This window comes from Peribacillus sp. SIMBA_075 (assembly GCF_046534585.1).
On record NZ_JAWRYN010000023.1, the window covers coordinates 47,932 to 72,902 of the forward strand.

A 24,971-nucleotide genomic window follows, 5' to 3' on the forward strand; every position below is an offset into this window, starting at 1 on the left:
AAGGGGGGAAACACAGTATGGAAAAATATATCTTATCATTGGATCAAGGAACAACGAGTTCACGGGCGATTTTGTTTAACGAAAAAGGCGAGATTGTCCATTCATCTCAAAAGGAATTCACACAGCATTTTCCTAAGCCGGGCTGGGTAGAGCATAACGCCAATGAGATTTGGGGATCAATTTTAGCGGTAATTGCTGGTGTACTATCGGAATCAGGTGTAAAGCCAGAGCAAATTGCCGGGATCGGGATCACCAATCAACGTGAAACGGCAGTCGTTTGGGATAAGGAAACAGGTACCCCTGTTTATAATGCGATTGTATGGCAGTCAAGGCAAACAAGTGAAATCTGTGATGATTTGAAGGAGAAGGGACTTAATGATCTATTCCGGGATAAAACGGGATTGTTGATAGATGCTTATTTTTCCGGAACGAAAGTGAAATGGATCCTCGATAATGTGGAAGGGGCACGACAAAGGGCAGATGAAGGCAAGCTGTTATTCGGCACCATCGATACTTGGCTGATCTGGAAGCTTTCAGGAGGCAAAGCACACGTAACGGACTATTCCAATGCATCCCGGACATTGATGTACAATATCCATGAACTGAAGTGGGATGAAGAACTGCTGGAGATATTGACTGTGCCGAAGTCGATGCTGCCAGAGGTTAGACCTTCTTCCGAAGTGTATGCCCATACGATTGAATATCATTTCTTCGGCCAGTCGATTCCAATCGCAGGAGCAGCCGGTGACCAACAAGCGGCATTATTTGGCCAAGCTTGTTTTAATGAAGGAATGGCAAAAAATACGTATGGAACAGGTTGTTTCATGCTTATGAATACGGGAGCCAAGGCTGTCAGTTCCGAACACGGACTATTGACGACACTTGCTTGGGGATTGAATGGGAAGGTTGAATATGCATTGGAAGGCAGTATATTCGTAGCTGGCTCCGCAATCCAATGGCTGCGTGATGGTTTGCGGATGCTTAATGATGCCAAGGACAGCGAAGCTTATGCAAAGCGGGTGGAAAGTACAGATGGAGTATATGTAGTACCGGCTTTTGTAGGCCTTGGGACTCCATATTGGGACAGTGAAGTACGGGGAGCCATTTTTGGTTTGACGCGCGGGACATCAAAAGAACATTTCATTCGTGCCACACTTGAATCACTGGCGTATCAAACGAAGGATGTCCTTGATGCAATGGAGGCGGATTCGGGAATCGAGCTGCAGACATTGAGAGTGGATGGCGGGGCAGTCAAAAATGACTTTTTAATGCAATTCCAAAGCGATTTATTACAGGTGCCAGTCGAAAGGCCGACAATAAACGAAACTACGGCACTCGGGGCTGCGTATTTGGCGGGCCTTGCTGTCGGGTATTGGAAGGATCAAGAAGAAATATCTCAGCAATGGGCGGTTGACAAAACCTTTAAACCATCCATGGAAGTGCAAGAGAGAGATAAATTATATGAAGGCTGGAAAAAAGCTGTACATGCAGCAATGGCTTTTAAATAAAAAACAAAGCGAAGTCTTTCTAATATAAGCTAGAGTATGATATACTAAAATCAAGTTAATAACTCGGCCGGAGAACAGGAGAGACCATGAATGCGTTATCGTGAATTCGATAATGTGCATTTATGGTCTCTCTTTTTTGTTTTTAAAGGCAGATTAGGGATATTAATATCTATATGGACACTATGAGAACAAATGAACCAATTGAATATAAGAGTAAACAGTACGAATTCACGAGTAAACGTGCAGAATTCACGAGTAAACAGCGCGAATTCACGAGTAAACAGTGCGAATTCACGAGTAAACAGTGCGAACTCACGAGTAAACGTGCGAACTCACGAGTAAACAGCGCGAATTCACGAGTAAACAGTGCGAACCTCACGAGTAAACAGCACGAATTCACGAGTAAACAGTGCGAACCTCACGAGTAAACAGCACGAATTCACGAGTAAACGTGCAGAATTCACGAGTAAACGTGCAGAACTCACGAGTAAACAGTACGAACTCACGAGTAAACAGCGGAATTCACGAGTAAAGTGCAGAATTCACGAGTAAACAGCGCGAATTCACGAGTAAACAGCGCGAATTCACGAGTAAACAGCGCGAATTCACGAGTAAACAGCGCGAACTCACGAGTAAACAGCGGAATTCACGAGTAAACAGCGCGGATTCCCGAGTAAACAGTGCGAACTCACGAGTAAACGTGCAGAACTCACGAGTAATACAGGCTAATTGACATTGGAAGGCATTACTTAAAGGAGGAGTCAGGCATGAGGTTTTCAAATTTATATCGGAAAGAAACGATCGAACTTCTGAAAAAAGAAAAATATGATGTGGTAGTCATTGGTGGGGGAATTACTGGTGCAGGAATTGCCCTGGATGCAACGACCCGTGGAATGAAAGTGGCATTGGTTGAAATGCAGGACTTTGCGGCAGGCACATCAAGCCGTTCAACAAAGCTTGTCCATGGTGGTCTGCGATATCTTAAGCAATTTGAAATAAAAATGGTTGCTGAGGTTGGAAAAGAGAGAGAGATTGTTTATGAAAATGGGCCACATGTGACTACACCAGAAAGAATGCTGCTCCCGATGCATAAAGGCGGCACCTTTGGGAAATTCAGTACATCCATCGGACTCCGAGTCTATGATTTCCTGGCAGGCGTTAAAAAAAGCGAACGAAGGAAAATGCTATCGGTTAGTGAAACACTGAAAATGGAACCCCTTGTAAAGAAAGAAGGGCTTAAAGGCGGAGGCCATTATGTTGAATACCGGACAGATGATGCACGTCTGACGATTGAAGTCATGAAGGCAGCAGTCGATAAAGGTGCAACACCGATAAATTATACAAAAGTAGAAAAATTGTTATATGAAAATGGAAAGGTGAACGGCGTCCAAGTTGCCGATTTACTTTCGGGTGATGTTTATGAAATATACGCAGACAAGGTTATTAATGCAGCGGGTCCATGGGTGGATTCCATCCGTGAAAAAGACCAATCGAAAAAAGGGAAAACGCTGAAGTTATCAAAAGGTGTTCATGTGGTCATCGACCAATCGAAATTCCCATTGAAGCAGGCGCTTTATTTTGATACACCAGATGGACGGATGATTTTTGCCATCCCGAGAGCCGGTAAGGCTTATGTAGGGACTACGGACACTTTTTATGATGGTGATCCTGCAGTGCCAACCGTTACATCCGAAGACCGTGCCTATTTATTAAAGGCGATAGATTATATGTTTCCGGAAGTGAAAATTTCGGATGAAGATATCGAATCAAGCTGGGCTGGAGTGAGACCGTTGATTCTTGAAGAAGGAAAAGATCCTTCTGAAATATCAAGGAAAGATGAAATTTGGGAGTCCGATTCGGGCCTTATCACGATTGCTGGAGGAAAATTGACCGGTTATCGCAAAATGGCAAAAACGACGGTCGACCTTGTGGCAGGAAAGCTTTCCCAGCAGTCAAATAAGACTTACCGAGCCAGCAGCACTAAAGGAATGCCAATTTCGGGCGGGGATGTCGGGGGATCAAGCAACTTCTCCTATTATATCAAGCAAAATATTCAAATGGGGGTAGACTCAGGAATTGCTGTTAAGGACTCCGAGGATATATTGGCCATGTACGGGTCTAACGCACCTGTGTTATTCAATATCGCCAAAAGCGAAGGAAACGGAGGAATAAGCACTGGCATTCCGCAGAAATTGTTCGTACAGCTGAAATATGCACTTGATCATGAAATGGCTGCAACTCCAGTGGACTTTTTCTTCCGCAGGACCGGGACCTTGTTATTCGATATTGATTTAGTCCAAACGCATAAAAATGCAGTGATCGATTATATGGCTGGATATTTTGGATGGTCAGAATCGACAAAAATGGAGAGAACCAATCAATTGGAACAGGAAATACTCGGTGCGATTAGAGTATCTTGACCTATATGCAAAAAAATGACGCCGGCGGAATTGCTGGCGTTTTTTTCAATTCGGGAGGAAAGTATGGATATCTCAGTTGGAAAAATAAAAAAGTGGCATGTTAGGTCTTTTGACGCAAAAACTATTGTTTAATGGATTAAGATGAAATATAATCAAAAATAGATAAGTTTGAATTTTCAAAATATAATCAAAGGGGGAGCTTGATTGTCTGATTTTATTACGGCTTTAAATGGAGTTTTGTGGAGCACACCTGTCATTTACATTTTATTGGGAGTAGGTTTAGTATTCTCGATTTTGACCCGTTTTCTGCAAGTAAGGCATATTAAGGAAATGGTCGTTTTGATGTTCCAAGGGAAAAGTTCTGAAGCGGGCGTTTCCTCTTTCCAGGCTTTATCCATAGCTCTTTCGGGTCGGGTCGGTACAGGTAACATTGCTGGTGTGGCGACGGCTATCGCTTTTGGTGGTCCTGGTGCCGTTTTTTGGATGTGGGCCATAGCCTTCATAGGAGCATCAAGTGCGTTTGTGGAATCGACCTTAGCTCAAATATATAAAGTCAAACAAGACGGTCAATATCGAGGGGGCCCTGCCTATTATATTGAAAAAGGAATGGGCGTGAAGTGGTTTGCTGTTCTTTTTGCACTCGCTGCACTAGTAGCCATGGCCGTGCTGATGCCTGGTGTTCAGTCCAATTCAATTGCTGCCGGAATGGAGAATGCATTTGGCATTAAACCTGCAATCACAGGTATAGCTATCATCCTTTTACTTGGTTTCATTATATTCGGTGGTGTAAAACGGATAGCCAATGCTGCGCAAATAATCGTACCGTTTATGGCCCTTGGCTATATATTACTTTCTGTTGTCATCGTCATAATGAATATTACAGAATTACCAGGTGTCATTTCATTAATATTCAGAAGTGCCTTTGGGATGGATTCTGCATTTGGCGGGCTCATCGGAATGGCGATAGCATGGGGAGTGAAACGCGGAGTTTATTCGAATGAGGCGGGGCAAGGCACAGGTCCTCACCCGGCTGCTGCGGCAGAAGTTTCGCATCCTGCCAAACAAGGTCTTGTACAAGCATTTTCTGTCTATATCGATACATTGTTCGTTTGTTCAGCAACGGCTTTCATGATCTTATTTACAGGTATGTATAATACTCAAGCGGAAAATGGATCATTCATTGTCAATAATCTAGCAGATGTAACACCGGGCCCAGGGTATACACAAGCGGCCATCGATAGCGCAGTACCGGGATTTGGTGCTGGGTTTGTTGCTGTTGCGCTTTTCTTCTTCGCTTTTACGACGATCATGGCATACTATTATATTGCAGAAACGAATATTGCTTATTTAATGCGCAAGCGGAATAGTAAGTGGGCCATGTTTGCATTGAAACTCATCATTCTTGCGGCTAGTTTCTATGGAACCATTCGTACGGCAGAGCTGGCTTGGGCATTAGGTGATGCTGGATTAGGGATTATGGTATGGCTCAATGTCATTGCCATTTTAATTCTCGCTAAACCAGCACTTATTACCTTAAAGGATTATGAGAGGCAAAAGAAGAAAGGTTTGGATCCCGTTTTCGACCCTAAACCGTTAGGCATTAAGAACGCCGATTTTTGGGAGAATGAATATGTCGGCGACAAGGAAAATGTTTCCTGAAAATAAATGAATATGATGTGATACATGAAAAACCAGCTCAAGGTAATTGAGAGCTGGTTTTTTATGGTTTTTCGATAACTAGGGATATTTTGTTAGCATCATTTTGAGACTGACCGTGATGTTTTAGTTAAGTATGGAATAATATCGTAAAACTAATCATATTAGTTACAATATTAATTACATTAGTTTTGAGGGAGGAGTTTGATTAAAGATGAAGATGACAAAGGTTGGTACAGTATTTCAACTATCTTTCATGCCACGTGTATTTCCCGTTAACTGTTATTTAGTAGAGGAAGAGAATAGCCTTACACTAGTAGATGCAGCATTACCCTATAGCGGAAAAAACATAATGAAAGCGGCGCAAATTATTGGAAAACCGATAACAAGAATAATAGTTACTCATGCTCATGATGATCATGTTGGTGCACTTGACGGGCTAAAAGCATCAATGCCTGATGTACAAGTGAGTATTTCTATTAGGGAAGCATCATTACTTGCTGGTGATGTCACGCTCCTGCAAAATGAAAATCCAATCCGTGGCGGAGTCCCTAAGAATATTCAAACTCGGCCAGACTTACTGCTTAAAGAGGGTGACCGTATCGGTTCATTGGAAGTTATTTATTCACCTGGACATACCCCTGGTTCGATATCGCTTCTTGATACCCGTAATCATAGTTTAATTGTCGGGGATGCCCTGCAAACAAGAGGTGGAACTGCGGTTTCTGGAATGATCAAGCCTTTATTTCCATTCCCATCCTTTTACACATGGGATAAACTTATCGCACTTGAAAGTGCAAAGAAATTAAGAAGTCATAAACCAGCTTTACTTGCTGTAGGTCATGGAAAGATGCTGAAAACCCTGGGAATTCTATGGACAGAGCAATAGTTGAAGCCGAATTAAAACTTCAACAATGAAAAAGGAGGTTAAAATGGATGTCTAAACGTATAAGGTTGGATTTGTCCATCATTTTACAGAAAGCGACTGAACTAGTTGATGAAAACGGCCTTGATCATCTTACTTTAGGCCAGTTGGCTGAGGAATTACAAATACGGTCCCCCTCGTTATATAACCATTTAGACGGCCTAAATGGATTAAAACAGAAACTAGCAGTAAATGGAGTTAAAAAACTTTATGAATACATGATTCAAGCAGCAGTGGGACGTTCCGGTGATGATGCAATCAGGGCACTTAGTGAGGCGTATGTTGAATTTACTAGAGTTCATCCAGGCCTTTATGATGCCACCACCCGTTTTCCAAATTCTGAAGACATGGAATTACAGCAAGCACAGCAAGCAGTTTTGGAGTTTGTTGTCCAAGTACTGCAAGCCTATGATTTAAAGGAAGAAATGGCGATTCACTTGGTGAGAGGATTAAGGAGTATTTTACATGGATTTACTTCAATTGAAAAAATGGGTGGGTTTGGAATGCCAATTGATATCGATAAAAGTTTTTCTATTCTGCTAAATACATATATAGAGGGAATCCATTCAATTGTAATGAATAAAGATAAATATGATCTGGTGGAAGGTTAAAATGGGTTATCTGGCAGTCTTGCAGATGGTAAACTTATCCCTCCGATTTTCATTAGAAATTTTTGCACTTGCTGTATACGGTCATTGGGGTTTCAAAGTGGGAAACGCCGGTATTATGAAAGGGCATTGTCAACCCACTTGGAATAGCGATCCTCTGGGGGGATTTGGTTCCCCTAGGCTAGTATACAACTATCAGCGCAACTTCATTTCGTGCTGGAGGCATTTATTTTCTTGGTTCCAGTAGGATTACTTTTGTCCCTTAAAAGCGTTAAATTAGCTTGGATCTATGGAGTTATCGTGATTTTAAATAGATTTTTCATGTGGCTCTTGGATCAATATAGTGCAAAGTAAAGAAGGTCTTCAAATTACAGTACCTGTTTCATCATGGTCTTCCGCTTAAATCAAAGCTGATGGACTTCCTGCTTGGAATATTTTGCTGTGACCCTAACTATTAATGATCTAAATATTTTTTTAACATTTGTTTAAATCTTTTTTTATCATAATTATTATACTGATTAGCTATATTGCGTATTGGATCTCCTGCATAAAAACGTTCATATAATTCATGCCTAGATCCTAAAGGACTCCCCACAAGATCCCAGGCTAATTTAAATAGTTTTGTTCTCTTTTCTGCCTCCAGATTCGCTCCTTTAAAATATTTTTTCAGCAAATCCGATAAGGGACTTTGGAAGTCCTGTACACTTGAGGGTAATTGAATGAATCCTCCGGCCCCTATGAGCTGTAAGATTTCTATGGCACGGGGATAATATTTGGTCCCGAGGTTTCTGGCTGTTTCAATGTACGTGAAATTTGGGATGAACGTTTGATACTGATCTAGCTTTCCTTCCCTTTCCGAAGATATCAATAATGCTCTAATCGTTTCAACCTGGATTAATAGTTCCCCTATTTTTTCTTGAACATGCAGATAGGCATCGGCCCCTATTGCTTCAGCAATCTCACAAGCTATTGCTGTAACGAATTCCAGCTTAGTTAATAACCGAACGATAGCCTGATGATACGCTAAGCCATTGATGCGGGATTCAATTTAATTTGCAGCAAAGCATCAGCGTTGTCGTAAAGTAAAACACGTTCCCAGGGGACGAATACATTGTCAAAAATTAATAAAGCATCCATCTCGTCGTACCTTGAACTTAGAGGAGAATCCACTATTTTTGTCTGATTTGCAGCAAAGGATTCCCGGCAAACCATATGCAATCCAGGAGAGTTGGCCGCAACAATAAGCATATGAGCTATGGATTCCTGTTCTTCTTTCAGATTTACGGGGGGATATACAATTAAATCATTCGAATAGGGTGCTGCGGTACCAATCATTTTGGCTCCACTTAATAACATCCTCCTAATGAACCATGGTTTTTTTGATTGTGAAATATAACACCTCTTTCTCTTTTAGATTATTTGTGATTATCTTATGGGGAAGTATAGATTGTTCCGCCTTTTAATGGTGGAGTGTAAATATGAAAGGTAATAACAGGAGAAGTGGTGGGATTATACATCATGTGAATGGTATCTTCTTTAACAAGGAGGATATCATTTTGGGAAAACTCCTCTATTTGATCATAAATTGGATTAGATTCTTTGTCTTCCGACTTATATAATACGTTTGAAAAATCACCAGCTACCACAAAAATGCATCCAATAGACAATCCATGATCATGGATAAAAGTCCTAGCCATACTAGGTAAATGAATGACAATTACTTCGACATTTTCGGATTTGTAAATAACATTCCTTCCGTATTCTAAATCCATCGGTTCAGTAACATACTTAGAAACCTCATGAAAAGTTAGATTTAAAGATTGAACGGCTTGTACTAAATTACCTTCATCATACGAGGGTAAATTATCGAAAGTGCATTTGACAGACTCTAAAAAATCCATTCTTCGCGCCTCCTTACAAATAAGATAGTGTTCATTTTTTACAATGAGGAAGTTGAACTTGTCCCGTTATTAAAGGGTTTTAATATTTTCTTTCTATATTAAATTGATTCCATAGAAACATGATTAAATTTGTCAACTTTCTGAAATATAGTATGAATAAAGTATATAGATGTGCATTTCCAGGAATGAAATAGACACAAAATTCCACGTATATAATCTTCATTCATAAAATAGCATGATATAAAGTGTATTGGCTGGGAGTGATGATCATATGAAGATTTCAAGTAAGGGGGAATATGCATTAAGAGCTTTAATAGCTTTAGCAAAGAACGAAAAAGGACTCATGCAGATAAAAGATGTTGCGAATGAGACGCTAGTGTCGCCTCAATATCTGGAGCAAATTCTCTTACATTTAAAAAGTCACGGTTATGTTAAAAGTAAAAGGGGGGTCTACGGAGGGTATAGCTTAAAGGAATTGCCCAATCAGATTATCATTGGAAACGTAATTCGGGACTTAGAAGGACCGCTTGCCCCTATGAGCTGTGTAAGTATTACAGCATATGAATATTGTCCCCTTGAAGATAATAACTGTTTATTAAAACCCCTTTGGGCACTGATTAGAGATCAAGTGGCAGAATTACTGGATCATACAACTTTGGAAGATCTTTTGGAAGGTAATATTTATAAAAATTAATCGGTGCCAAAATCATATGCATCCCACTGACTATGCAAGTGTATAGGTAAATAAAACAGCCGATTGGACTTGATATGATAAAAGCGTACAAACAATGTATAAGGAGAGAGGAACACGGCAGAATAGCTGCTTTTCCTCTCTCCTTAGATGTTTGAAGCTCTCGGCCTCAAAATAGGAATGCCTTAAGATTTCTGCTTTATAAGCTGTAAATCGATGTATAGTTGCATTCTTGAATGAAAGTCATCAAAATCGATTGAGGTGAGATCGGTTATTTGATTCAATCTATATTTCAATGTGTTGGTATGAATGTATAGCTGTTCAGCTGTCGGTTTGATCCGGCAATTGTTCAACAGATATATTTCCATTGTTTGAAGGAGCTTGGTTTGGCTTTCCTGGTCCTTCTTTTGAAGTATCTGTAAATCGGTATTGATATAATTCGTTTTAGTATGATGATTGGAGATCATTTCGAGGTAACGGAAAATCCCAAGCTTGCTATATTGGAAGGGAAGCTGTTCAGGTTCACCGATGAACTTGGCTGCGTTGATCACTTCAAGGGCTTCGAGATAGGATTTTCTTAATTGAAGAATCGAAGAATACTCATTTCCGATTCCCGGGAACACCCTTTGATCATTGAATTGGGCAAGAACCGTGTTCGTTAAATCATTGGCGCTATCAGAAAGCAGGTCTTTCCCTTTACCATTGCTTCCAATCAGGACGATGATCTTCAATTGGTTTGTGAATACATGGGTAAAATGATTCAGCGCATTGGCGAATAGACTGACTGTATCCGCTAATTCATCGAAATGTTCCGCATCGGATTGAGCGATGGTAAAGACATTAATAAGGAATGTTTCCGGAATGAGAAGATTCATATTGGCTGCTTCCCATTTTATTTGGTTTTCCGTTTGATAGACTTCGTCAATGACCTTTTGATAAAACTCATTTTTCTCTTCATCTTTTTTCATGTTTATCTGTTTTTTCTGATGGAGGAGCTTGCCAATATGATGGGAAACCTCATGTAAAAATTCCAATTCGGAATCAGTCATCATTTCCGTCTCTTGGACCCAAATGAATCCGAACACCTGCCCTTTGTGGACAGCGCTTACAACGACTCTTTGATTTAAGCCGATTTCCTCGATTTGTTTCACCCTAAATGGATGCTCCACCGTTTTAAGCTGTTCGACAATGCCCTCATCCATGAATTTCTCCAGAATTGGAATCGGCCAATGCTTTGTGAAGATGGTTTGCCGATTGGCTTGGTCGAAGTGTTCGATATAATATGAACTATATGCCAGCAATAAAAATTGGTCATTTTCGATGACGACTGGTTTTTTTAAATAAGTGCTGACCATATCCGTTATATCGTTGATGTTTGTGAGAGTCAGGATTTTTTCTAATGACATATATGGCCCCCTGTTTTTTGAATTGGAAGATAACTTAGTTTAATAATACTTTTAAACGGAAGATGTGTATAGGGGCAAGAACAAAGAAGGAACGGTATATGAAAAAATACCGTTCCTTTTAGGGGATCTATTTTTCTTTTAATGTTCTTTCAAACTCTTCGAACTTCTCTTCTACTTCCCTAGAAGGCTTGGCTGTAAGAAGACTGACCACTACGATGGCAATCAAGCTTGCGCCAAAACCAGGAATCATTTCATAAAGCGTATCGGATAATCCTGCCATTGACCAGAAAATGACAGTAGCGGCACCAACGACCATCCCTGCTAATGCCCCCCATCTTGTCATGCGTTTCCAGCAGAGGCTTAGTAAGACCAATGGACCGAATGAAGAACCGAATCCAGCCCAAGCATACCCGACAAGTCCAAGGATCGTGTCATTCTTTTCCCAAGAGAGGAAAAGAGCGATGATGGATACGATCAGTACAGAAAGTCTGCCCAAGAAGACAAGCTCTTTATCTGAAGCGGAACGACGGAAGAAGGTTTTGTATATATCCTCGGTTAAAGAGCTGGCTGTAACCAAAAGCTGCGAAGAAATCGTGCTCATGACGGCTGCCAGTATTGCTGAAATCAAGAAACCAGTAATGAATGGGTGGAATAGTATTTCCCCTAACTCTATGAAAATCGTTTCAGGATCAGCTAACTTCAGGTTGTTCTGAGAAAAATAAGTGATTCCGATGAATCCAGTCAGCATGGCACCGATACTGGAGAAAATCATCCAGCCCATACCGATATTACGGGCTTTTTTGATTTCCTTAACAGAACTGATCGCCATAAAGCGGACAATGATATGAGGCTGTCCGAAGTAGCCCAGTCCCCAAGCAAATAATGAGATGATTCCTAAAAAGCTCGTCCCAGTGAATATATTCAATAGAGCTGGATCAATGGAACGTGGCGTGTCAATTGAAGGACCGAAACCGCCCACATGGATAAGGGTAACGATCGGTACAAGGATCAAGGCAACGAACATGATGATTCCTTGAACAAAGTCTGTCCAGCTTACTGCCAGGAATCCGCCGAATAAAGTATAGGCGACAACAACGCCTGTCAAGATCCATAGGCCTGTATGGTAATCAAGGCCAAATGTACTTTGGAATAACACTCCGCCTGATACCATTCCGGAAGAAACGTAAAAGGTAAAGAATATTAGGATAACCAAAGCGGAAATGAGTCTTAAGATCCGTGAGCCCTCGCCAAAACGATTTTCCAGGAAAGCGGGGATCGTAATGGAGTTATTGGCGACTTCCGTATAGGTTCTCAATCTTGGTGCAACATACAGCCAGTTCGCGTAGGCTCCTAATGTAAGCCCGATTACGATCCAGATGGAACTTAGTCCTGTTGCGAACATGGCACCAGGCATCCCCATCAAAAGCCAACCGCTCATATCAGCGGCACCGGCGCTCAATGCAGTGACAGCAGGACCAAGACCCCGGTCGCCCAGCATGTAATCATTTAAATTGGATGTTCTTTTGTAAGCGAAGTAACCAATGAAAAGCATGCCCGCCATATAAATGCTGATCGAAATTATTAATGAGTAATCAATCAATCATATGAAGACTCCTTTCAGGAATTTTTTTGTTTTAAAAGAGGAAGCAACTTATTTGTCACTTCCTCCATTTCCCCTCGTTTTTCGTATCGCAGAATGGAAGATACAAAAAGCGAGGGAATTCAAATCTTCTTTAAATTGCATAATGGGACATTATCAGAACGTTTCGGAAGTTGTTTTGGCTTGCATATGAAGCTGCAAGTAGTCCGGTCCGCCTGCCTTGGAATCGGTTCCTGACATGTTGAACCCGCCGAATGGCTGATAACCTACGATTGCACCAGTACAGCCGCGGTTGAAATACAAGTTACCCACATGGAATTCTTCACGTGCCTTTTCCATGTTAAGGCGATTTGTCGTAATGACAGCCCCAGTCAAACCATATTCTGTGTTATTGGCAATCTCAAGAGCCTCGTTAAAGTCCTTCGCTTTTGTGAAGGCAACGACTGGTCCGAAGATTTCTTCTTGCATCAAGCGGCCTTGCGGATCGACATCAGCGACGATTGTCGGTTGAACGAAGTAGCCTTTAGAGCTATCTCCTTCTCCTCCAGTCAGAATGCGTCCTTCTTGGTTTCCGATTTCAACGTAGCTCATGATTTTGTCAAAAGCAGCTTGATCGATAACCGGTCCCATGAAATGATTTTCTACAGGATTACCAACTGTAAGCTGTTTTGTTAATTCAACAGCGCGAGCTAAAACTTGATCATACACATCTTCAACGATGACAGCACGGGAGCAAGCAGAACATTTTTGTCCAGAGAAGCCAAATGCAGATTTCACGATCGATTGAGCAGCCAATTCCAAATCAGCCTCTTTGTCGACGACGATTGTATCTTTTCCGCCCATTTCAGCGATGACACGCTTCAGCCAAATTTGGCCTTCATTCACTTCTGAAGCACGTTTGTAAATACGCAGACCTACATCACGTGAACCTGTGAAGGAAATGAAACGTGTTTTTGGATGATCGACCAGGTAGTCGCCCACCTCTGCTCCGCTTCCTGGAACGAAATTCAACACACCTGCTGGAAGGCCGGCTTCAAGCATCACTTCAACGAATTTCGCAGCAACGATAGGTGTAGTAGAAGCTGGTTTCAACAGGATTGTGTTCCCGGTTACGATAGCGGCAACAGCAGTACCTGCCATGATCGCAAATGGGAAGTTCCAAGGAGAAATGATGATGCCTACTCCTAATGGAATGTAATCATAGCGGTTGAATTCTCCCGGACGGCTTTGAACAGGCACACCATCTTTAAGCGTCAGCATTTGACGGGCATAGAATTCAAGGAAATCGATCGCTTCCGCTGTATCGGCATCAGCCTCATTCCAAGGTTTTCCTGCTTCTTTTGTCAATAATGCAGAGAACTCATGCTTGCGTCTGCGAATGATGGCAGCAGCTTTGAATAAAACGTCAGCACGGATTTCCGGCTTCACTTTTTTCCAGCTTTCAAAAGCGGTAACAGCTTCTTGCATGGCCTTTTCAGCAAGGTCCCTGTTCGCTTTCGATACGCGGCCGATGACCTCTTCCTTATCGGCAGGGTTATATGAAACGATTTTCTCATCAGTCGTCACTTTTTCTGCCCCGATATAAAGAGGGTAGTCTTGCCCTAAGTAGCCTTCAACAGTTTGAAGAGCCTCCTGATAAGCTTTCTTGTTTTCCTCGTTTGTAAAATCGACAAATGGTTCATGTTTATATGAAATCATTGATAATCACACCTTTTAATAGATTTTTTGTAGCAATCAAGAATGTTGAATATTGAATATATTTAGCTTCTTACCATCCCTTTGAAGGCAAAAGCAATATTGGATGGCCTTTCTGCAAGCCTTCTCATGAAGTATCCATACCAATCCAGACCATATGGTACATAGACGCGCATTTTGTAACCTTGCTTGACCAATTCATATTGAGTCTTGTTCCTCATGCCATAAAGCATTTGGAATTCGAATTGTGTATTTGGGATGTCATATTTCTTGGCCAGCTCTTTTGTATATTCGATGATTTTGTCATCATGTGAGGCAATGGCCGTATAATTTCCGTTAAGAAGACTTTGCTTAATCAACTTTTTATAGTTTTCATCTACATCATCCTTTTCTGGAAAAGCCACCTCGGGAGATTCCTTGTAGGCACCTTTTACGAGACGCAGGAATGGCTTATATTGGGCAAGGTCCTCCAAATCTTTCTCTGTGCGGAATAAATATGCTTGTAGAACAGTACTTATGCAGCTGTATTTTTCTTTGAAATGTCTAAAGATATCGATTGTAGCCTGACAGCGAACTTCATCTTCCATATCGATTGTGACCATGACTTTATGTTTTTCTGCTGTATCAAGGATTTTCGTCATATTCTCAATGACGAGATTATGATCGATATCTAGTCCCAATGAAGTCATTTTTAGGGAAACTTGTGAATCAAGTTTTTCCCTGCTGATCATTTCGATGGTTTCGATGCATTCTGCCGTCCGTTCCTGAGTCACTTCCTTGGAATCAACGAATTCCCCAAGATGGTCGACAGTAACCGACAAGCCACTATTATTAAGTTGTTTGATGAATTTAATGGAACTTTGGAAATCAGTTCCCCCAATGATCTTTCCAGCAGCAAAACTTCCGCCGCTTTTCTTAGCAATATTATTAAGCAGATTATTTTTAGATAAAAATAAGAAAAAGTCTCTTGTAATGGCTTCCATATAAGCGCACCCCCTAAGAAGATGTATTTCAATAAATTAAGCTTACGATTTTTCGACAATTTTCACAATGTTCTAAAAAAACAATAATAATGCCTCGCTTTTGTCGGTTATGGACAAATGAAAAGGTTTTCATTTCATCATTTTTAGTGGAATGAAGGGGAGGTTTATATATTTACTTAAAGAGAAAAGCTAGAAGGTAAGACAATAAGTAGAAAGAGATAACGGAAATGAAATTAGATAGTACGTTTAAAGGTGCTAACTCGACCATAATCATCCAATGCGTTATAATGAACCTTATTTACCAGAATGGGTGCAAGGGTTCAAAGAAACACGATTTATGAAGCTGTTCAGAATTTAAATGGGTGAAAACCGTAAAAATAAGTTGCATCGGCAAGCCGGGGAGGGTAAGAAATGGGTGCTGTATTTGATGCTGTATTTGAAGAACTTAAAGAAACATCAGGATTGATAATAGGCTTAATATTGGCTCTGGTTATAATGGGGCTGATCGGTTATGCCCTCACGAATGTCCGTGGAGCCGTTGTTTCACCTTTTGTTCGTTTCATTAAGAAACTGGTCAGTCGAAAATAGATGTAGCGGAATACATACATCCCCCTTTGTCCCTAACCGATAACAAGCCCTTGTTTAAAGAAATCCTGCAGGGTTTGTCTAAAAAGGACAAATGAACTGCAAGATATTAACATATCATCCGAAAATGATGAAAAACCCCCGCTCTTGATGGAAGTGGGGGATTTTAATTTTTAAATTCAGTTGGGGGCTGTTGGAATGAAGGTATTATCAATGATCCAGCCTTGGGCGAGTCTATTTGTCCTGGGAGAGGTCAAATATGAAACAAGGTCGATGAGAACGATTCGTGGTCCGCTGACGATTCATAATAGTGAAAAAATGGATAAGGCTTTCTGAAGCGAGAAGCCAATCCAGTTGTTGCTTGGTAAGCATGGATACTCAAAGGGCAACAGCCCAACTGGTATGATCATTGGTGTAAGCATGGAAATTGTTTAAAGGTAAATGAAAATAACGGGATGCAGGCAATACTACAATCGTTATCAGGCAATGATTATTTCTTAGGAGACAATAAACTGGGAGGGTACGCTTGGGAAGTTAAGGACATGCAGCTGCTGGATGACTTTATTCCAGTGAAAGGAAAGCATGGATCATGGGAGCCTGGATAAGGAGAGTATGAACAGTAATTGAACAAATACATTTAGCCCCGGCCATTACGCTAGGGCCTTTTTGTTTACAAATCAAAGTAGTCATCTGCCTTTGCTCCAGCATCTATACTTCGAACCGCCTTCATGATTTTCTTTAATACTCCGGCTGATGGCACATACTTTGGATCGCTGCAAACTCTGCTTATCGTATTGCGTGAGATTCCAGACGCACTTACAAACTCCTCTTGTGAATATCCGTGCTTATCGATGAATTTACCGACCTTACTTCGCGCCTTACCTTTCCCGAATCTAAACATTTTGATAACCTCCTAGATTTAATTTACTAGCAGTCTCGTCCAACTTTCACAAAAATATACACATAGTTTCGCAAATATTTGGTATCACGGACAAAGTGAGCAATTGGATGTATTGTGGGGTCGAAGGTTTCTAACGCAGTGACTATTCACCATAGAATAAGAAATTAAAAGAATTAATTATTAAAAAAATAATTGAAAAGATAAGTAGTAGGAGCATGAAGCCGATTCTGTTGGTCGGAACTATCTATATTTTGAAGAACGGTTCTTGTTATCATTCTAAAAAGTTTATATCAGGATGTATGATGAGGCTCTAAAAATTGATTCAATGTCAATTGGAATAATTGTATTTATTTCCATATCTATTATAATAATAAGTGGGATATTGTAAGCGAAAACACTGGATAATTTAATGAATTGGTTAATTCTTGTAAAAAGTAGGAGGGGATCTCATGGGAAGATTAGTTCATTTCGAAATTCATGTAGATGATATGGAACGGGCAAAGAAGTTTTATGGAGAGGTATTCGGATGGTCATTTCAAGATTGGAGTGATTATGCAGGAATGCCTTACTTTGGAGCAGTAACTGGCGAGGAGAATGAACCTGGGGTCAATGGAGCTTTGATGCAGCGTCAAAGTGCTCCGCCGGAAACAAACCAAGCTTTAAATGCATTTGCTTGTACAATGGGAGTGGAAAATTACGATGTAACGGAAGCTAAAATTATTGAGATTGGCGGTAAGGTCGCCAAGCCCAAATATGCCCTGCCTGGAATGGCGTGGCAAGGATACTATATTGATACAGAAGGAAATATATTCGGAATTCATCAACCCGATGTGAATGCAAAATAGATTTTGAACATGAAATTACATGACACGGCAGGCATGCTTGAAAATGTACGTAATATCTGTCTTGCGCTGCCCGAAGCTGTCGAACATATTGATGGTTTTGGTCACAATACTTTTAAAATCAATGGAAAGTCCTTCGTGATTTCAGGCGAAAGTGAGAATGGATTCAGATTGTCGTTCAAGTCGGATCGGGAAACCCAAGAATTTTTGCTGCAGAAAGAGAATTTTTTCAAAACACCGTATATAGGACGTCACGGCTGGGTCTCCATTCAAAATCCGGATAGGGAAGGCTGGGGTGAATTGACCATTCTAATTCAAGAAGCCTATTTACGTGCGGCACCGAAGCGTTTGGTTAAGAAATACGAAGAGTTTCAAAAAAAGTGAAGAAAGGCGGAGGATCTGCCTTCTTCACTTTTTTACTTTCTTTTATCTGCATTACAGATACTCAAAGATAAAAATAACGACTTAATCTATACACACATAGCATAAAGAAAAAAGCTCCTAATGTATTGGAGCGGCCAAGAGAGTTCAGTGCAAAAGGCACTTCTGAATTTGCATCATTAATAGGTTGTCTCCGTCAGAGAAGAAAGTCTAAAGTACATGTAAGGGTGTTTCTGCAAAAGATTGATGATTATCTGCATAAGCAGCTATCTATAAAAAAATTGAGAAAATCAATCATGGTTCGATTGACGGAAAGGTGTATGGTTGAAGTGAATGTAGAATCTTTTTTTTCTGAAAACATTAAAGCGGCACTTAAGAATGATCCGCCAGGTGCATGGATGCCAGATCTGCCAGATGGTTGTATTCGCTTGAGTTCAGGCTATCCGGATCCAGCTCTCGTTCCTGCCGAGGAGCTCAAGGTAGCTGTAACCAGACTTCTTGATGAGGAGCAGGATTTGCCGCTCCATTATATCGGAAGTCCACGAATTGCAAGACTAAAGCAGCAAATTCAGAAAAGGTTGGCAGAGCGTGGAATTTCCGTTTTGGAAGAAAACCTTTTGGTTACATCAGGTGCTTGTCAGGGGATAGATCTTATTGCCCGCATTCTCCTTGATGATACTGCTGTCGTAGCTGTAGAATCTCCCACCTATATGGAGGCTTTAGAGATTTTTCAAAACTATACGAATCAAATTATTAGTATACCAATAGATGAAGAGGGACTCCAAACATACCGATTAAAAGAAATGCTGGATGAAAGGAAACGTACAGGTCTAACCCTGCCGCGTTTTCTATATACAATCCCAACCTTTCAAAATCCAACTGGGACGACTATGACTACTGAGCGGCGGAAGCATTTATTGGAGCTTTCCATCGAGTTTGATTTCCTCATTCTAGAGGATGATGCATACGGGGAATTATCCTTCGGCAAAAATCCGCTGCCAATAAAAGCTATTGATGAAAGCGGGCGGGTCCTCCACGTTGGGTCATTATCCAAGGTTGTTGCGCCAGGAATGCGGATTGGATGGATAGCAGGAGAAAGTGAATTCATTAAGGCTTTAGAGTGGTTTAAAAAAGATTTAGACCATCCATTTGCTCAAAGCACAATGGCTGCATACTTAGAAAACACCGATTTTGAGCAAAGACTAGACCTTCTAAAAGATGTGTATCGCTCTAAATGTACTGCGTTAATCCGTTCGATGGAACAATTTCTTCCAGAATCCGTTTCCTGGTATGTACCAGATGGTGGTTACTTTGTATGGGTGAGAATTCCTGGTGTTGATACATCGCATTTATTATCACAGGCTCTAGCTGAGGGTGTTTCATATGTTCCAGGGAAATACTTTTTCTTAGATCAAAACGATGGAACCGAGTTTCTGCGGCTCTCGTTCAGTTATGCCAATGAGAAAGAAATAATCGAGGGAATTCGAAGACTAGGGAAGGTTATCACATCGTTTTTTCATAGATTGTCCTGAAGGATTGTTAGTTAGTAAATCATTGCAATGGTTTATTAACTAAGCTTTTCGAAGCTTTTATTGATAATAAATTTGAAATAAATTGAATGCGCCTACTTCCTAAAAGGAGGTAGGTGTATTTTGTAATAAAAGGATTCTTTAACTCCTTTGCGCTGATTTTATCGCAAATTCTTTCAAACTTTGGGAAATGATAAGCACCGTGGATAAGGCCCACTACTAAAGCACACAAAAAATGTGTATATGTAGATTGTGATGATTCAAATGATCACAATGAAGGTTAATTCTTGAAAGGAACTGACCAATTTTTTATTTTTTTCCTAAGCTTATCTGATATATGCACGTAAAGAAGTAGTATCTGGGTAAAGAACAAGAATGATTATGATAGTGTAAATGTTTTTAATTCAACTAAAAGTTACACTTAATACATATTAGCGTTTTATGACCAAAGTATGATCCGCGCGCTTATTATTTTTTTAGCCAAAGAAAAAAACCCTTGTTACACAAGGGTTTCTAAGTATGGAGCATAGCGGGATCGAACCGCTGACCTCTACGCTGCCAGCGTAGCGCTCTCCCAGCTGAGCTAATGCCCCGAATTGAGGTACAATAATTATTTTATCGGATTTTGGTGAAAAGTCAATATTAAATATGAGATTTTTGCAAAAATGATAAAAAACCGTTTGAGGGTAGTCAAACGGATCAGACTATAGAAGCGATGAATCAAGTTAACCTACAGTTTTTTTGTTTATACGATTTAGAGGTAAAAGACCTGAAGCATAATAATGTAACCATTACACCAACGAAATCGCTTTTTCAACATTAGAGCTGCAGCCAGCTGTCATTAAAGGCAAGAAATCATTACCACTAAATAATAATTGATTTGATCATGTTAATCCATCTCTAGGTTTGTTTTTTTCATCTGTTCAAAAATATTAACGGTTTTTATCTTAAACAATTTTTTGTGCCACTTTTCAGCGTTCCTGATTCCTTGTTCTTGCGCTTATTCCTCAAAAACCTTTTTTTTGAACACATACCAGACATTATTGACGCCTTGTCCATTTATATCACCTGCATGTTTATCTTTCGCATAGTAATAAAGTGGGTGCCCTTTATATGTTGTTTGTTTTTGTCCGTCATCTCTTATGATTGTTTTAAAGTCTTTTTTGTCGAATCCTTTATTGGAGCTGATGTTATCTGCATGGAATGACGGCCAAATTTCAAGACATTGGCCTTTGCAATTACTGACACTAGAATCATCTTTAGTGAAATAATAAAGTGTCATTCCGTCTTGATCTGCTACATATTTCCCCACTTCGTCAGATTCTAGTATTTTAAGCTTATATTTTTTTTGCTTATCCTGAATTATATCCGTGATGGTGTATGTTTTAACATCAACACGCGCAATAGAGAGATCCCGATTTAATACATAAGCCTGATCCCCGTCATGGCTAAAGACAATTGCTTGCCTTGGTTCTTTGAAACCCCCGATTGTTTTAACTACGCGGTGATCAGCGACATTGATCACGTCAATCGTATTATCAGCTTTGTTGCTTGCAAAAAGGAGTTTATCATCAGGCGATAGAGCTGCTCCATATGGCTCACGTCCCACTTTGATTTCACCCTTAATATTACCGTCTAGCGCATCAACTGCGGAAATGCTGTTGCGTCCGCTGTTGGCGGCATATAATGTTCCTCCATCAGCGGTAATCGAGATTCCGCGAATACTGGAGAACCCTGATATTTCACGAATGATTTTTTTAGTGGTGGCATCAACGATGGACACTTTATCTCCTTGAAAGTTCGTGACAAAGATATATTTTCCGTCTGAAGAGACTTTAATGCCTTGCCTTGGTTGGGCGAAACCGGTAATGACGTCAATCGGTTTTCGTTTTTCCAGATCGACGACCGTGACGGAATTGTGTGCTTGATTGTTCACATACAATGTCTTTCCATCCGGACTGACAGCAGTCCCGAATGCACCTGGACCAATGACAACTTCATCTTTCAAGGTGAAATTTTTAATACTGTAAAACCGGAGTGTACCGAGCGTACTGTCTGAGACGACAAACTCTGAACCGTCATCAATAAACACGATGTTTCTCGGTGAACCGAAGCCGTCAATCTTTTTGCGCAACTTGCCTTTGGCGAGATCATAGACCAGGATGGATTGTTCTCGGCTATCTGAGACAATCGCTATTCGCTCATCCGGACTAACAGCAAGGGAATTGTTGGTGATGTGGGTGTCAAAGCCTGTCCCTAACACTGGGCTTTTACCTTTAGTAGAAGAAGCGCCAATTACATTTGGTATAAAAACCACAAATAGTAAGGGAATAATCCATATACTCTTTAACTTCATCTTTTTAAACATTACTCACCTCGGGAAGTTATTTTCTTGATCATTGTTTAAATCCCTGTCAATATCTTGCTGGTTGTCACAACCACCTTTCTTTGAAATGTTTAATCAAGTCAGAGTTCGTCCCCTCACTATATATAAACGTATGGAGAAGGATATCGGTTTGATTATTTTGCAAATTTAAAATAAATGTATAGAGTGGACCCTTAAATAAAGGAATGGGCCCCAGTGAAGTCACGTAACACTAGACTTTCTCACTGACCGATGGATGATAGTAAATGTCCATGTATGCATATTAGGTATTGGATTCTGGTGTTAAAGATAAAACCTGAGGATTGAGTTTATGCAGGCAATTGGACTTGCCCGGAGTCAAAAATGGTCTAAACGTAGTGGACTCGTAGAAGATCAATCTCTTAATATTGAGGAAAATTCAAAGGGAATTTCAAAAGGGGTTCGGAATGTTTAATTCCGAATCCCTTTTATTGGTGAACCGTTTGAGGGTAAGTCAAACGGTTTTCTTATTAGGCATTTTCAATCTCTACCCGTGCAATTTCCTTAAGGTTGGAAACGGTATAATACACTTCTGATGTTCTAACTTTATGATCGACCAATACTTTAAGCGTCAAAAGGTGGTGGTCTTCTTCCACATCTTTGATTCTTAGGTTTTTGATGAATATTTTTTCGTCTTTGATTTTTTTCAGCACGACGGCAATGTCATCTTTATTTTTCACCACCAGCTGCAGAAAGATTTCTTTTTGCCGCAACTTCATCGGTCCGAGCCAGGTAACGATTAAGGGCACCAATTCGACACTTATAATCAATAGTATGACGCCGGCTATGGCCTCAAGAAAAAATCCTGCTCCAACGGCAATCCCGATACCGGCAGCTCCCCAGATGATGGCAGCTGTCGTTAAACCGGATATGCTGTTATTGTCCCTCCGGAGAATGACGCCAGCCCCGATAAAGCCGACGCCAGAAACAATCTGAGCGGCTAGACGCAAGGGGTCCATTGTGATGTTTACGTGTTCACTCCCTGGGAACTTATAAGCGGATTCCATGGAAACGATCGTTAATAAGCAGCTGACGATTGAAATGACCAGGCTTGTTTTTAATCCAACGGGTTTTCGTTTCATTTCTCGCTCTAGTCCGATGATTAGGCCGAGGAGAGCTGAAATACCTAATTTTATAAGGATTTGCAATTCCGATTGCGGGTCGAATGTCCATTCCATTTGTTTCACCACTTCCAAATATTATCGATGAATAAGATCGTGTGTTGCCATATACCCGTTTTTCAAAAAAGCTTACCCTTATAATTTTAACATAGTAGAATAGAGTTCAATAATACGTAACGTCATTCCGATTGAAAGGAGGAATTTAAATGCAAATGCCAAAAGTGAATCCCTATGTTGCGTTGGCGATCGGTGTTGCATCCGTTTCATTTTCGGCCATCCTTGTTAAATTGGCGACTGCTCCATCGGGTGTTATAGCTTTTTACCGTTTATTATTTACCGTCCTTCTTATGCTTCCGGTGTTTTTGGTGAAATACCGCCATGAACTTATATTCATTGGGAAAAAGGATTGGCTATATTCGATTGCGGCAGGAGTTTTCTTGGCTTTTCATTTTATTTTATGGTTTGAATCGCTTAATTACACGTCTGTCGCCAGTTCAACTGTGCTTGTCACCCTTCAGCCATTATTCGCTTTTGCTGGAGCCTATTTGTTTTTCAAAGAAAGATTTTCAATGAAGGCAATATTGAGCGGCATCATTGCGATAGCAGGCAGCCTTGTCATTAGCTGGGGAGATTTGAGAATCAGCGGTATGGCGCTTTGGGGAGATATTCTTTCGCTTATCGCATGTGCGTTGGTAACCGGTTATTTACTATTTGGCCAAAATGTTCGAAAACGCGTCTCTTCTATAACATATACATTTGTCGTGTATGCAATCAGTGCTGTTACTTTGTTTTTCTATGTGATCTTCAAGGGAGAGGGATTGGCCCCGTATCCGGCTGCCGATTGGATCTATTTTGTTTTGCTTGCCATTTTCCCGACTTTATTAGGACACTCTTTATTCAATTGGTCTTTAAAGTGGTTAAGCACTTCGACGCTTTCGATGGGAATCTTACTTGAACCGGTTGGAGCAACGGTTCTGGCTTACTTCATATTGGATGAACCGATACTCTGGACGCAGGTCCTTGGAGGTACAATCATATTGGGTGGTTTGATGATGTTCCTAGTGGATGAAAAGAAAAGTAAGGTATATAAAGAAGCGAAGGTCTCCGTATAAAAGCAGTAAGTCTCCCGACTTACTGCTTTATTTAATAGGGGTGAAACAAATAGGTGATCCGTGTGAAAATCAAAGCGAAAGTAAAGCTGAATAAAAACGTCGTGCCATTCACCCTGCCTTTTTCTTTGCTGAACCTAATGGCTTCATAATAAGCAGAACTGAATAAATAAAGGGCCATACTGTAAGAAATGAGTAATCCGATTAATGATAGATTCATCGCTTCACCTCAAGGGAAAAAGATATCTATATATGTCTATTTGTGTTTCTTTGGAAATATGCTTCGTTTATTCATGAAACATGCGCTTGTTCCGGAAAAAGGGGACAGGGTGGTGGGGATGATGAAAAGGATATATAGAGGAAAAAAGAAAAAAACGTTTTTTTTGAAAAAGTTTTAAAAAACGTATTGCAAACATTTTTGGTACATGGTATATTATTTCTTGTCGCTAAGACAGCAACACAAACAGCCAACAACTTGATGAAAAAAATTCAAAAAAAGTTGTTGACGAAACGTGACACAATGTGTTACATTATAGAAGTCGCTTCTGAGAGAAACGACAACAGATTGCTCTTTGAAAACTGAACAAAACAAAGCGCCAACGTTAAATTTTAAGTGAGCACACACTATGAAAAAAGCAAAATGAGCAAGTCAAACATTTCTTCGGAGAGTTTGATCCTGGCTCAGGACGAACGCTGGCGGCGTGCC

The 24,971-nt window shown here is 40.5% G+C and carries 22 protein-coding genes, 1 tRNA gene and 2 pseudogenes; 12 read left to right on the plus strand and 13 right to left on the minus strand.

Annotated elements, in window-relative coordinates; translation table 11 throughout:
• The first annotated feature begins 17 nt into the window (after positions 1-17).
• A complete protein-coding gene (gene glpK / locus SB775_RS16735) occupies positions 18-1,508 on the plus strand; it encodes a glycerol kinase GlpK (protein WP_410862329.1) in 1,491 nt (496 codons plus the stop codon).
• A gap of 353 nt (positions 1,509-1,861) precedes the next feature.
• Here glpK and SB775_RS16740 read toward each other — a convergent pair whose 3' ends face one another.
• Both SB775_RS16740 and SB775_RS16745 read right to left on the minus strand, forming a co-directional pair.
• A complete protein-coding gene (locus SB775_RS16740) occupies positions 1,862-2,014 on the minus strand; it encodes a hypothetical protein (protein WP_410862331.1) in 153 nt (50 codons plus the stop codon).
• 16 nt (positions 2,015-2,030) lie between these two features.
• Positions 2,031-2,288, minus strand: a complete 258-nt coding sequence (locus SB775_RS16745; RefSeq protein ID WP_410862333.1) for a hypothetical protein — start codon at positions 2,286-2,288, stop codon at positions 2,031-2,033.
• Here SB775_RS16745 and SB775_RS16750 point away from each other — a divergent pair.
• The 4 genes and pseudogenes from SB775_RS16750 to SB775_RS16765 all read left to right on the plus strand — a co-directional run bounded on the left by SB775_RS16750 (position 2,276) and on the right by SB775_RS16765 (position 7,120).
• Positions 2,276-3,928, plus strand: coding sequence for a glycerol-3-phosphate dehydrogenase/oxidase (locus tag SB775_RS16750; RefSeq protein ID WP_410862335.1), 1,653 nt, complete (start codon positions 2,276-2,278; stop codon positions 3,926-3,928). The two genes, SB775_RS16745 and SB775_RS16750, sit on opposite strands and share 13 nt — an antisense overlap.
• Before the next feature lie 204 nt (positions 3,929-4,132).
• Positions 4,133-5,587 carry an alanine/glycine:cation symporter family protein gene (locus SB775_RS16755; RefSeq protein WP_061465357.1) on the plus strand — a complete coding sequence of 485 codons (1,455 nt, stop codon included), beginning with the start codon at positions 4,133-4,135 and terminating at the stop codon, positions 5,585-5,587.
• Positions 5,588-5,798: 211 nt separating this feature from the next.
• Positions 5,799-6,502 (plus strand): annotated as a pseudogene (locus SB775_RS16760) (MBL fold metallo-hydrolase).
• Positions 6,503-6,520: 18 nt separating this feature from the next.
• A complete protein-coding gene (locus SB775_RS16765) occupies positions 6,521-7,120 on the plus strand; it encodes a TetR/AcrR family transcriptional regulator (RefSeq protein WP_410862337.1) in 600 nt (199 codons plus the stop codon).
• A 451-nt stretch (positions 7,121-7,571) separates the two neighbouring features.
• Here the strand turns inward: SB775_RS16765 and SB775_RS16770 are convergent.
• Positions 7,572-8,467: pseudogene (locus SB775_RS16770) on the minus strand (4-hydroxyphenylacetate 3-hydroxylase C-terminal domain-containing protein); the annotation flags it as partial.
• Between the two features lie 80 nt (positions 8,468-8,547).
• Positions 8,548-9,018 (minus strand): cysteine dioxygenase, encoded by a 471-nt coding sequence (locus tag SB775_RS16775; protein ID WP_410862339.1) that lies wholly within the window; start codon positions 9,016-9,018, stop codon positions 8,548-8,550.
• A 271-nt stretch (positions 9,019-9,289) separates the two neighbouring features.
• Between SB775_RS16775 and SB775_RS16780 the strand changes: the two genes are divergently transcribed.
• Entirely contained in the window at positions 9,290-9,712 is a 423-nt protein-coding gene (locus SB775_RS16780; RefSeq protein WP_061465352.1) for an RrF2 family transcriptional regulator, read from the plus strand.
• Between the two features lie 182 nt (positions 9,713-9,894).
• Here SB775_RS16780 and SB775_RS16785 read toward each other — a convergent pair whose 3' ends face one another.
• From SB775_RS16785 to SB775_RS16800, 4 genes are all read right to left on the minus strand, one after another.
• Positions 9,895-11,115 (minus strand): PucR family transcriptional regulator, encoded by a 1,221-nt coding sequence (locus SB775_RS16785; RefSeq protein WP_410862341.1) that lies wholly within the window; start codon positions 11,113-11,115, stop codon positions 9,895-9,897.
• 127 nt (positions 11,116-11,242) lie between these two features.
• On the minus strand, positions 11,243-12,712 hold the full coding sequence (gene putP, locus SB775_RS16790) for a sodium/proline symporter PutP (protein WP_410862353.1): 1,470 nt from the start codon (positions 12,710-12,712) through the stop codon (positions 11,243-11,245).
• Positions 12,713-12,871: 159 nt separating this feature from the next.
• Positions 12,872-14,413: an L-glutamate gamma-semialdehyde dehydrogenase gene (pruA, locus tag SB775_RS16795; protein WP_410862343.1), complete on the minus strand. Its 1,542-nt coding sequence runs from the start codon at positions 14,411-14,413 to the stop codon at positions 12,872-12,874.
• Positions 14,414-14,475: 62 nt separating this feature from the next.
• A complete protein-coding gene (locus tag SB775_RS16800) occupies positions 14,476-15,393 on the minus strand; it encodes a proline dehydrogenase family protein (RefSeq protein WP_061465349.1) in 918 nt (305 codons plus the stop codon).
• A 411-nt stretch (positions 15,394-15,804) separates the two neighbouring features.
• Here SB775_RS16800 and SB775_RS16805 point away from each other — a divergent pair, with 411 nt between their 5' ends.
• Both SB775_RS16805 and SB775_RS16810 read left to right on the plus strand, forming a co-directional pair.
• The gene (locus SB775_RS16805) at positions 15,805-15,981 is read left to right on the plus strand and encodes a hypothetical protein (protein WP_176431794.1); all 177 of its coding nucleotides are present in this window, start codon (positions 15,805-15,807) and stop codon (positions 15,979-15,981) included.
• A gap of 195 nt (positions 15,982-16,176) precedes the next feature.
• The gene (locus tag SB775_RS16810; RefSeq protein WP_410862345.1) at positions 16,177-16,314 is read left to right on the plus strand and encodes an ASCH domain-containing protein; all 138 of its coding nucleotides are present in this window, start codon (positions 16,177-16,179) and stop codon (positions 16,312-16,314) included.
• A gap of 334 nt (positions 16,315-16,648) precedes the next feature.
• Here the strand turns inward: SB775_RS16810 and SB775_RS16815 are convergent, their stop codons facing one another.
• Entirely contained in the window at positions 16,649-16,879 is a 231-nt protein-coding gene (locus SB775_RS16815) for a helix-turn-helix domain-containing protein (protein WP_061465348.1), read from the minus strand.
• 449 nt (positions 16,880-17,328) lie between these two features.
• On the opposite strand from SB775_RS16815, the gene SB775_RS16820 reads away from it, so the two are divergent.
• The 3 genes from SB775_RS16820 (at position 17,329) to SB775_RS16830 (ending at position 19,634) form a co-directional block, all read left to right on the plus strand.
• Positions 17,329-17,724, plus strand: a complete 396-nt coding sequence (locus tag SB775_RS16820) for a VOC family protein (protein WP_061465347.1) — start codon at positions 17,329-17,331, stop codon at positions 17,722-17,724.
• A gap of 9 nt (positions 17,725-17,733) precedes the next feature.
• Entirely contained in the window at positions 17,734-18,105 is a 372-nt protein-coding gene (locus SB775_RS16825; protein WP_410862347.1) for an MmcQ/YjbR family DNA-binding protein, read from the plus strand.
• Positions 18,106-18,431: 326 nt separating this feature from the next.
• Positions 18,432-19,634: an aminotransferase-like domain-containing protein gene (locus tag SB775_RS16830; protein ID WP_410862349.1), complete on the plus strand. Its 1,203-nt coding sequence runs from the start codon at positions 18,432-18,434 to the stop codon at positions 19,632-19,634.
• A 517-nt stretch (positions 19,635-20,151) separates the two neighbouring features.
• Here SB775_RS16830 and SB775_RS16835 read toward each other — a convergent pair.
• The 3 genes from SB775_RS16835 to SB775_RS16845 all read right to left on the minus strand — a co-directional run bounded on the left by SB775_RS16835 (position 20,152) and on the right by SB775_RS16845 (position 23,213).
• A tRNA-Ala gene (locus tag SB775_RS16835) sits at positions 20,152-20,224 on the minus strand.
• Positions 20,225-20,631: 407 nt separating this feature from the next.
• Entirely contained in the window at positions 20,632-21,999 is a 1,368-nt protein-coding gene (locus SB775_RS16840; RefSeq protein WP_410862350.1) for a beta-propeller fold lactonase family protein, read from the minus strand.
• A 506-nt stretch (positions 22,000-22,505) separates the two neighbouring features.
• Positions 22,506-23,213, minus strand: coding sequence for an MgtC/SapB family protein (locus SB775_RS16845; protein WP_061465345.1), 708 nt, complete (start codon positions 23,211-23,213; stop codon positions 22,506-22,508).
• A gap of 149 nt (positions 23,214-23,362) precedes the next feature.
• On the opposite strand from SB775_RS16845, the gene SB775_RS16850 reads away from it, so the two are divergent.
• Positions 23,363-24,268, plus strand: a complete 906-nt coding sequence (locus SB775_RS16850) for a DMT family transporter (protein WP_410862351.1) — start codon at positions 23,363-23,365, stop codon at positions 24,266-24,268.
• Positions 24,269-24,299: 31 nt separating this feature from the next.
• On the opposite strand, the gene SB775_RS16855 is transcribed toward SB775_RS16850, so the two are convergent.
• On the minus strand, positions 24,300-24,485 hold the full coding sequence (locus SB775_RS16855) for a hypothetical protein (RefSeq protein WP_141133607.1): 186 nt from the start codon (positions 24,483-24,485) through the stop codon (positions 24,300-24,302).
• Between the last annotated feature and the right edge of the window lie 486 nt (positions 24,486-24,971).

Bases quoted from the DNA above. Each gene is read 5' to 3' on its own strand.
- glpK (WP_410862329.1), top strand. From the start codon at position 18: ATGGAAAAATATATCTTATCATTGGATCAAGGAACAACGAGTTCACGG.
- SB775_RS16750 (WP_410862335.1), top strand. From the start codon at position 2,276: ATGAGGTTTTCAAATTTATATCGGAAAGAAACGATCGAACTTCTGAAA.
- SB775_RS16765 (WP_410862337.1), top strand. From the start codon at position 6,521: ATGTCTAAACGTATAAGGTTGGATTTGTCCATCATTTTACAGAAAGCG.
- SB775_RS16775 (WP_410862339.1), bottom strand. From the start codon at position 9,018: ATGGATTTTTTAGAGTCTGTCAAATGCACTTTCGATAATTTACCCTCG.
- SB775_RS16780 (WP_061465352.1), top strand. From the start codon at position 9,290: ATGAAGATTTCAAGTAAGGGGGAATATGCATTAAGAGCTTTAATAGCT.
- SB775_RS16785 (WP_410862341.1), bottom strand. From the start codon at position 11,115: ATGTCATTAGAAAAAATCCTGACTCTCACAAACATCAACGATATAACG.
- pruA (WP_410862343.1), bottom strand. From the start codon at position 14,413: ATGATTTCATATAAACATGAACCATTTGTCGATTTTACAAACGAGGAA.
- SB775_RS16800 (WP_061465349.1), bottom strand. From the start codon at position 15,393: ATGGAAGCCATTACAAGAGACTTTTTCTTATTTTTATCTAAAAATAAT.
- SB775_RS16805 (WP_176431794.1), top strand. From the start codon at position 15,805: ATGGGTGCTGTATTTGATGCTGTATTTGAAGAACTTAAAGAAACATCA.
- SB775_RS16810 (WP_410862345.1), top strand. From the start codon at position 16,177: ATGAAGGTATTATCAATGATCCAGCCTTGGGCGAGTCTATTTGTCCTG.
- SB775_RS16815 (WP_061465348.1), bottom strand. From the start codon at position 16,879: ATGTTTAGATTCGGGAAAGGTAAGGCGCGAAGTAAGGTCGGTAAATTC.
- SB775_RS16820 (WP_061465347.1), top strand. From the start codon at position 17,329: ATGGGAAGATTAGTTCATTTCGAAATTCATGTAGATGATATGGAACGG.
- SB775_RS16825 (WP_410862347.1), top strand. From the start codon at position 17,734: ATGAAATTACATGACACGGCAGGCATGCTTGAAAATGTACGTAATATC.
- SB775_RS16840 (WP_410862350.1), bottom strand. From the start codon at position 21,999: ATGTTTAAAAAGATGAAGTTAAAGAGTATATGGATTATTCCCTTACTA.
- SB775_RS16845 (WP_061465345.1), bottom strand. From the start codon at position 23,213: ATGGAATGGACATTCGACCCGCAATCGGAATTGCAAATCCTTATAAAA.
- SB775_RS16850 (WP_410862351.1), top strand. From the start codon at position 23,363: ATGCAAATGCCAAAAGTGAATCCCTATGTTGCGTTGGCGATCGGTGTT.
- SB775_RS16855 (WP_141133607.1), bottom strand. From the start codon at position 24,485: ATGAATCTATCATTAATCGGATTACTCATTTCTTACAGTATGGCCCTT.